Annotated in this window: 9 protein-coding genes; 6 read left to right on the plus strand and 3 right to left on the minus strand. The window is 57.1% G+C overall.

The genetic code is table 11. The annotated features are described in order from the left end of the window. Positions 1-40: 40 nt before the first annotated feature. From SO140_RS45040 to SO140_RS45050, 3 genes are all read right to left on the minus strand, one after another. Positions 41-502 (minus strand): PH domain-containing protein, encoded by a 462-nt coding sequence (locus SO140_RS45040; RefSeq protein WP_498544126.1) that lies wholly within the window; start codon positions 500-502, stop codon positions 41-43. Between the two features lie 528 nt (positions 503-1,030). Further along, complete coding sequence (locus SO140_RS45045) at positions 1,031-1,273, minus strand: hypothetical protein (RefSeq protein WP_449384507.1); 243 nt, start codon at positions 1,271-1,273, stop codon at positions 1,031-1,033. Between the two features lie 171 nt (positions 1,274-1,444). Beyond that, the gene (locus tag SO140_RS45050; RefSeq protein WP_449384508.1) at positions 1,445-2,056 is read right to left on the minus strand and encodes a hypothetical protein; all 612 of its coding nucleotides are present in this window, start codon (positions 2,054-2,056) and stop codon (positions 1,445-1,447) included. Between the two features lie 495 nt (positions 2,057-2,551). On the opposite strand from SO140_RS45050, the gene SO140_RS45055 reads away from it, so the two are divergent. From SO140_RS45055 to SO140_RS45080, 6 genes are all read left to right on the plus strand, one after another. Continuing rightward, entirely contained in the window at positions 2,552-2,722 is a 171-nt protein-coding gene (locus tag SO140_RS45055) for a hypothetical protein (RefSeq protein WP_449384509.1), read from the plus strand. A 209-nt stretch (positions 2,723-2,931) separates the two neighbouring features. Beyond that, entirely contained in the window at positions 2,932-3,240 is a 309-nt protein-coding gene (locus tag SO140_RS45060; protein WP_449384510.1) for a hypothetical protein, read from the plus strand. 601 nt (positions 3,241-3,841) lie between these two features. Beyond that, positions 3,842-4,891 (plus strand): acyltransferase family protein, encoded by a 1,050-nt coding sequence (locus SO140_RS45065; protein ID WP_449384511.1) that lies wholly within the window; start codon positions 3,842-3,844, stop codon positions 4,889-4,891. Positions 4,892-5,055: 164 nt separating this feature from the next. Further along, complete coding sequence (locus SO140_RS45070) at positions 5,056-5,343, plus strand: hypothetical protein (RefSeq protein WP_449384512.1); 288 nt, start codon at positions 5,056-5,058, stop codon at positions 5,341-5,343. Between the two features lie 687 nt (positions 5,344-6,030). Continuing rightward, entirely contained in the window at positions 6,031-6,306 is a 276-nt protein-coding gene (locus SO140_RS45075) for a ribbon-helix-helix domain-containing protein (protein ID WP_449384513.1), read from the plus strand. A gap of 85 nt (positions 6,307-6,391) precedes the next feature. Further along, positions 6,392-6,507, plus strand: a 116-nt coding sequence (locus SO140_RS45080; protein WP_498544127.1) for a DUF6894 family protein, incomplete at its 3' end; no start/stop codon positions are given.

Raw genomic sequence — 6,507 nt, forward strand, 5'->3', positions numbered from 1 at the left:
ATCGAGCTCATCAAGGTTTACAAAGAGAACCCTGAACTGCTCAGGCGGTGACCCTGCGGCCTACGCCGAATGGATACGCAGAGACATCGCGCATCGGCTGAGCGCCGATCCCAGTGCCGCGAACGATCACGGTCCCAAAGTTAAGGATACGACCGAGCACGCTTTGCTTCACGTCGAGACCTTCGATGCGGTTGAAATTGATTTCGATTGTATTCCGTCCGATCATGCCGCGCTTGAAAACGATGCGGCGACTAGTCACTGCAATTTCCGTGGTGGTCCAATCGATCAGCGCCCTAACAAGAGATACTAAGCCGAAGAGGCCCAGGATAAAGAACACAAGCGTGGCTAAAGGGGTCGCGCCGACCTTGTTGGGGTTCATTTCGCTTGCGGCAAAGCCGGAGATCAGTAGTGCGATGAGTGGAGCAGCGAGTACGATCCAGTGCAAGCCCGTCTCGTATACGACTTCTTCGTGCGGTCCGAGCACGCGATCAATGTATTTCATGTGACCCCCAGCGCCTTACATTTCATCTAGAAGCCGCTGTTTTCCGATAAGTGTCAACCATCGCGGGAGTGATGTCACTCGGATAGCAGAGCGGCGCCGCTCCGCCCGGCCGCGAGTAGGCGCTTCTCGCTCCGCATGATCTGCCATTTCGCATCAGATCATCCGGACAGGCGCAGGGCTTCCCACTTGCGTGATATTGATCGCGACTGGCTTGTATGAGGATCGCGGCGATTGCCGCTGCCGTCAGAACCGCCTGCGCCTTTTTCTTGACCTCAGGAGGTGGAGGCTCGGCCGCTTTCGTATTGGATGTTGATGAAGGTGCGGGGACTGCGGGTGGTTTAGTCGCCGGAGGCTCCAGCACTGGATCAACTAGTGCGATGGGCCTTGTAGCGCTGGGTGCGGCTATGACGGCGAGCGGCTTCGGCTCACTCGATGGCGCCTCACGTCGGCCCATCGAGTAGGCTACCAAAGCCGTGATGCCTAGAAGTAGGACGACAGATCCGCCCCGCATTGGCTCCCTTAGCTTAGTCAGTATCGCGGCGTGCGCGTTCCAAACGTTCCATTGTTCGGATTATAGTTGCCGGACGTGCCGTAGTTGTCCCGCTGAGAGCTGTTCGGATTTGTCGCCGTATACGGTTGCACGTATGTGCCATTGCTGCGGGTATAGCCGGATACGCTATGGCTTTGAGGGTTTGATCCCGTCCCATAGTTCTGCGCACACGCGGCTGTGGCAATCGTTGTGAGAACACCTGCCAAGATCATCGCTTTCATTCTTATTCTCCCCTGTTGAAAATGAAATTCTTGTTGGGACCATTAGGCTCCGGCTGGTCCCTGAGCGATATCGACAACGTGTCGGTCCGCGCCAACCATTATGACAATAGTGTACGTCTTTGGTCCTCCGCCCTCGGCGGCAACAGGTGGGGCAAGATGTAACTGACCACCCTACCACTCGCCGGGCATCAACGTGTTGTCCTTGATCACGGACTGTTCAAGCACCGCCATGTTGCGCTGACCGGTCTCCACCGTAGCAGCGACCATGGCTTCGTTCTGTGCCGAGGCATTGCCTTGCGCGATGGCAGCCGCGGTCGGACTGTAGAATGTGCCTGTGCGGCCGCCAGGAGTTGTGTAGTGACCGTAACCGGCCTGAGAAGCGCTGTACGCATTCCCGGCCGCGGCCAGACCTGTGAGGACCGCCGCTGCCACTTGTCGGTTTTTTTCCTCCTGGACTAGCATTTCATAGGTGACGACCTGCATGCCGTAGTCAGAGCCAGCGACGTGCTGCGTCGCCTCGACTTGGGCGACACGGAAGTCAGTTGGTGCTTTGCTCAGGTTGTTAATTGCGACGACGAAGACAGGGCGTCCGTTCGCATGGACTTGCCGCGAAGCTGGACGGACCAGAACAAGCGAACTCTTTTGGCGAGACACAAGGGCAGCTTGCCCATCTCGCATTAGTGCCTGCTGTTGTGGATTGGATGGCCGAAACTGTACCGTCTCGGCATTTGTTACACAGCCGCCCAACGTGACGCACAGCGCCACGATGCCCCAATTGCGCATCGCGTCCTCCCAGCCCTCCCGGGATAAAACCGCAACCAGCGAGCGAGATCAATAGAAACCACCTGCAGATCAGCGCTAGACCTTAGTTGTGCGCAGGCAAATGAGTTCCTAGGAGGCAACCCGCCACGTTAGGGACCAGAAACGCCGCAGGACAGGCGCCAAGGTCGAGGGCAGAAGGAGCTGGGCCGAGCGCAAGCTCGAGATGGTCCAAGCGGCGAAGCGCCTTCAGAAGCCAATCTTTCCCTGCGCGAGATCGCGGGCGAGCTTGCAAGCTTGGGTCAAGTTAACGCGGTTGCTAAGCTTTGCCACCCCTCCCCAAGGAGGTTGGCCCCCGATTCGCGCTCGCTGAGGGGAATTAGCTACAAACTGGCGGCTTTCGATTTGTTTGACAATCAACCGACCAGGCGCGAAGCTTGCCCTCATAAAACGATTGGACGCATTGATCTATCTTAGTTGCCGCCACGATTAGATTTTTTCATTCATACTGGAGGCCCCGTGACCGACGAGAGACTCGCCCGTCTGCGCGCCCACGATAAGAACATCAGCCGATATCGACGGCTGCTTAAAACCAATCTGTCAGATCTTGAGCGCCAATTTTTGGAACAGCGCCTGTGCGAGGAAAAGTCGGCCGTCGAGAGCCTGGCCCATCGCGGGCCCCAGAATTAACCTGCCCCGTCAAGCTTAATTCCGAAATCGAAGTGTGCGCGTCAGTGCGGCCGGCTAGGCTGTCACATGAGGAAACGCAATTTAAGAACGCAATCCAGACTGCAAATTACGAACGCCGAGCTCGCGGCCAAATATGCCGAGATCCTCTCTCTGCGAGAGCGTCTCAAGAGCGCGCTCGCGAAGCGCAAAAAGCGGAAGCGGCTACACTCTTGAACGGTGGAGACGTACGAACGGACTGGGGCTGGAGGCGGCCTTTCGATGAATCGATCGCGTTGCCAGACGGGAGAAAGCTGGTCACGCTGCTCGACGCTGGCGAACACATCGCGGCGTTACCCAAGGCCGTGCACGATGCGCCGGAATGGGCGGCCGCTATGGAAGCGTTGCTGCTTGTCGTCGAGCGTGGCGGGCCGACAATGTTCGCCCGGATCGGCATCATGCGGGCCGTGAACCGGGACAAGCCAAACCCAGATCTTCAGCCGAAATGCAAGCCAGCCAAGAAATACAGGGTTCTCAGATGAACCGCATCGGCCGCCGCACCATCTACGCCATGCTGGTTATCGTTGTGCTCTTGATCGTCTGGCAGTTTTTTGCATCGTTTCTGAAATAGACGCTGCCCAGCGTGAACCGCGGCTCACTGCCGAACGGGCCTTCGCCAACCCCAACCCCGAAGCCGCCGCCCGCAAGCTCGTCGAGCTCGGGGGCGGCATCGCTGGAACTCTCATCACTCCCCTTCGTTAGGAAGACGAGAGTCGCGCAAAACGGAGGAAGATGGTGATTATTCGTGCTGCACTACTGGCGCTGGCTATCCTAGGACCGATTTCGGCCGCAAGCGCTGAAGACGCCTCAGTCCAACAAATCCAATTTCGCGGTCGTCCGGATGGTGCATGTCCGCGCGGCTACGATTTCAACTTTTCGAACGGGCGTTGCTACCGGAACGACTACCATGCGCCGGGCGCTTACAATCGGTCGGAACCCGACTATGGCTACTACCGACATCGCAGATATGGCGATCAAAGGTATGGGTACGCACCAGGGTTTTATGATCGCTAGGGATTGAACGCCACGATTCCCGTTCGTACGGCGTCACGTCGGCCGGCGGCCCCAACCTGGGGGCGACCTATGGAACCGAATACAAGACTTCCCGGTATCCAAGCCGGCCGCGCCGTCGCTGCGTTGGCGGTTTTTTATTTCCACTCGCCCATCTGCCTCACCTACTTTGACCAGCAGCCGCTGCACACGATCTCATGGCTCGCCGCCAATGGCGCGGAAGGCGTTGAACTCTTCTTCTGCATTAGCGGTTTCATCGTCTGCTATATTGCAGAGCGATCGGATTTCGCTCCTGGCGGCTTCTTATTGAAGCGCTTATTCCGCATCTATCCACTCAATGTGCTGGTTACGGCCATCATGATGTGGATTGTGCTGAAGTGGGGGATTCCAATTGCCGATCCCTTCAATCTACGCGATGCGACCGACTCTATTTTGATAATTCCTCAACGCAAGCCGATCAACTCCGTTGGTTGGACGCTTGAGTTTGAGATCATGTTTTATTTCTTGTCGGCGATCCTAATCCCGATCGGTGGCCGACGCTTGTTACTGCTTTACTGCGTTGTTTCCGGTTTTGCCGGATGGTTATTGGAGCCCAGCGTTTCAGTGATAGCCCGCTTGGTAAACACTCACTATCTTGATTTTGGTTCAGGGATTCTTGCTTATTTCGCTTTCGAGAAGCTTCTGAATTTGTCCAAGGATATCCGGCCTTGGCTTCTATCGTTCCTTTGCATCGCCGCCGGTGTTTTGTTTTTCAACTACGGCCCGGCGCTAACACCTTTCTATCTTCAGGTTTCTTGCCTGATGGCAGTCGCCGGTCTGGCTATTCTGCCATGGGCACCCGCGTGGATCGTCAAATTGGGTGACATCTCTTACGGGATATATCTTATCCACTGGCCGGTTCTCGGCCTGATGGGCTCAGCCGCGTTCCGGTTACTTCCGAATCCTGAACTAGGCGAGCTATGGAGATGGCAGACTTTTCTCGGTGTCTGCCTCCTCGCTCAACTGTCATGGACTTATCTTGAACGGCCCATCAATCGATGGGCGCACCGCAAACGGGCAGCATCACATAGTCGACCATCCCACGACATTGCCCGTGGTCAGGGTACCGCCATTGTTCAGTGAATTGGTGCATCCGTTTGGCTGGATCGCGCCAACAACAATCAATCCAACGAGCTGCCAGGGCCCTGCAGTGACACCCGGGCTTTACGACATCTGTTGTAAGAACAGCCCCCCGGTGTTGAGAACCACCATCACGCCACCCACTCAATACACCCTTAGTTGAGGAGATGAACCGCGAGGCTTGGGACCGCCTGTTCGACGATCCGATCAAGGTGGACAGCCGCAAGTTCATCACGCTGCGTGATGCAGGCGAGTACATCGCCGAACTGCCCAAGGCCGTGCACGATGCCCCGGAGTGGCAAGCCGCAATGGAAGCGCTGATCCTGGTGGCCGAGAATGGCGGCCCGACCATGCTCGCCCGTATCGGCATCATGCGAGCACTTAACCGCAGCAGGCCAAACCTGAAGGTCAAGCCGCGACGCAAGCCTGCGAAGAAATACAGGGTTGTCCAATGATCGAAGCGAGATCCGGGAAATGGAGGCAAATCCAAACCGGATCTCGCCGCCGCCGATACCCTGGGAGGAATCGACAACGATGAAGGACTTGCACGGCAGGCTGACACCAGCCTGACGAGGCCCGCCATTGAGATAGGTCAAAATGCCTCAGGGCCCGCCAGCATGAATCGGCCGCGGGATGAGCAGGGACCGAAACCCCGCGCCACTCAATGCTTCGGATCAAACCGAGCTATCCGGCGCGGCCCCTCCCAAAGCTCCACGGGACGGCTCTCAACTAGCTGCTGAGCCCGCTGCCTTGCATCTTCTTAGGTGGCACAGGACGATAGTCTGGACAATGTTGCCCTCGAATGTCAGGACGAATATTCGATACTCTTTGGCCGACTTACCATCTTTTCCCGGAGGGATGTCAGTTCAGCTTCCCGCGAAGCTTCCTGATGATCTCTCGCAGATCCTCCAGATACTCCTCGATGATACGTCGAGCCTCCTCAGTGCGCGAAGGCTTCGGCGCATCCTTATCGCTGTAGGGGTTGTCAGACGGTCTCATCAGGCAAATCTTTGCCAGCCCCCGTGCGGACCTTTGAGATAGATCAAAATCCCCAGAGGGGACCACTGAGAGAATCTTACTTTGCCGTTCTTCTCGGTATATTAGGCGCCGCGTTGCGCACCATCGATTGCGAGGAATAGCCGATGAAATCCCCGGTCGTGAAACGATCTATCGTCGTCGCCAGCCACAAGACCAGCGTCAGCCTGGAGGAGGCCTTCTGGACCGCCATGAAGGAGATTTCCAGCCTGCGTAACATGACGCTGTCGGAGCTGGTTGGTGACATCGACCGCAACCGCCAGCAAGGCAACCTATCGTCCGCGATACGCCTGTTCGTGCTCGATTACTTCAAGAGCCGCGTTGCGGCGCCCCAGCTTCAGCAGAAAGTGCTGGCCCCGCAGCCATCCAGCAGTAGGGCGTGAGGCATTGAAGGGGGAAACCAGCGCCTCTTGGTGGTCTAGGAACACTGAAGGCTTGCCAGCGTTGGACCGCGCTGGAGACGTTGCTGTGATCCGCTACTTTTTCGACATCAGGGACGGAGCCGAACTTTACCCGGACGAAGAAGGTCTAGAACTGACGAATGAAAGGGCCGCTGAGCTGGAGGCCGCAAATACGTTGGCTGC

Source organism: Bradyrhizobium sp. UFLA05-108, assembly GCF_059803455.1.

Bases quoted from the DNA above. Each gene is read 5' to 3' on its own strand.
- SO140_RS45045 (WP_449384507.1), bottom strand. From the start codon at position 1,273: ATGAAAGCGATGATCTTGGCAGGTGTTCTCACAACGATTGCCACAGCC.
- SO140_RS45040 (WP_498544126.1), bottom strand. From the start codon at position 502: ATGAAATACATTGATCGCGTGCTCGGACCGCACGAAGAAGTCGTATAC.
- SO140_RS45065 (WP_449384511.1), top strand. From the start codon at position 3,842: ATGGAACCGAATACAAGACTTCCCGGTATCCAAGCCGGCCGCGCCGTC.
- SO140_RS45050 (WP_449384508.1), bottom strand. From the start codon at position 2,056: ATGCGCAATTGGGGCATCGTGGCGCTGTGCGTCACGTTGGGCGGCTGT.
- SO140_RS45070 (WP_449384512.1), top strand. From the start codon at position 5,056: ATGAACCGCGAGGCTTGGGACCGCCTGTTCGACGATCCGATCAAGGTG.
- SO140_RS45075 (WP_449384513.1), top strand. From the start codon at position 6,031: ATGAAATCCCCGGTCGTGAAACGATCTATCGTCGTCGCCAGCCACAAG.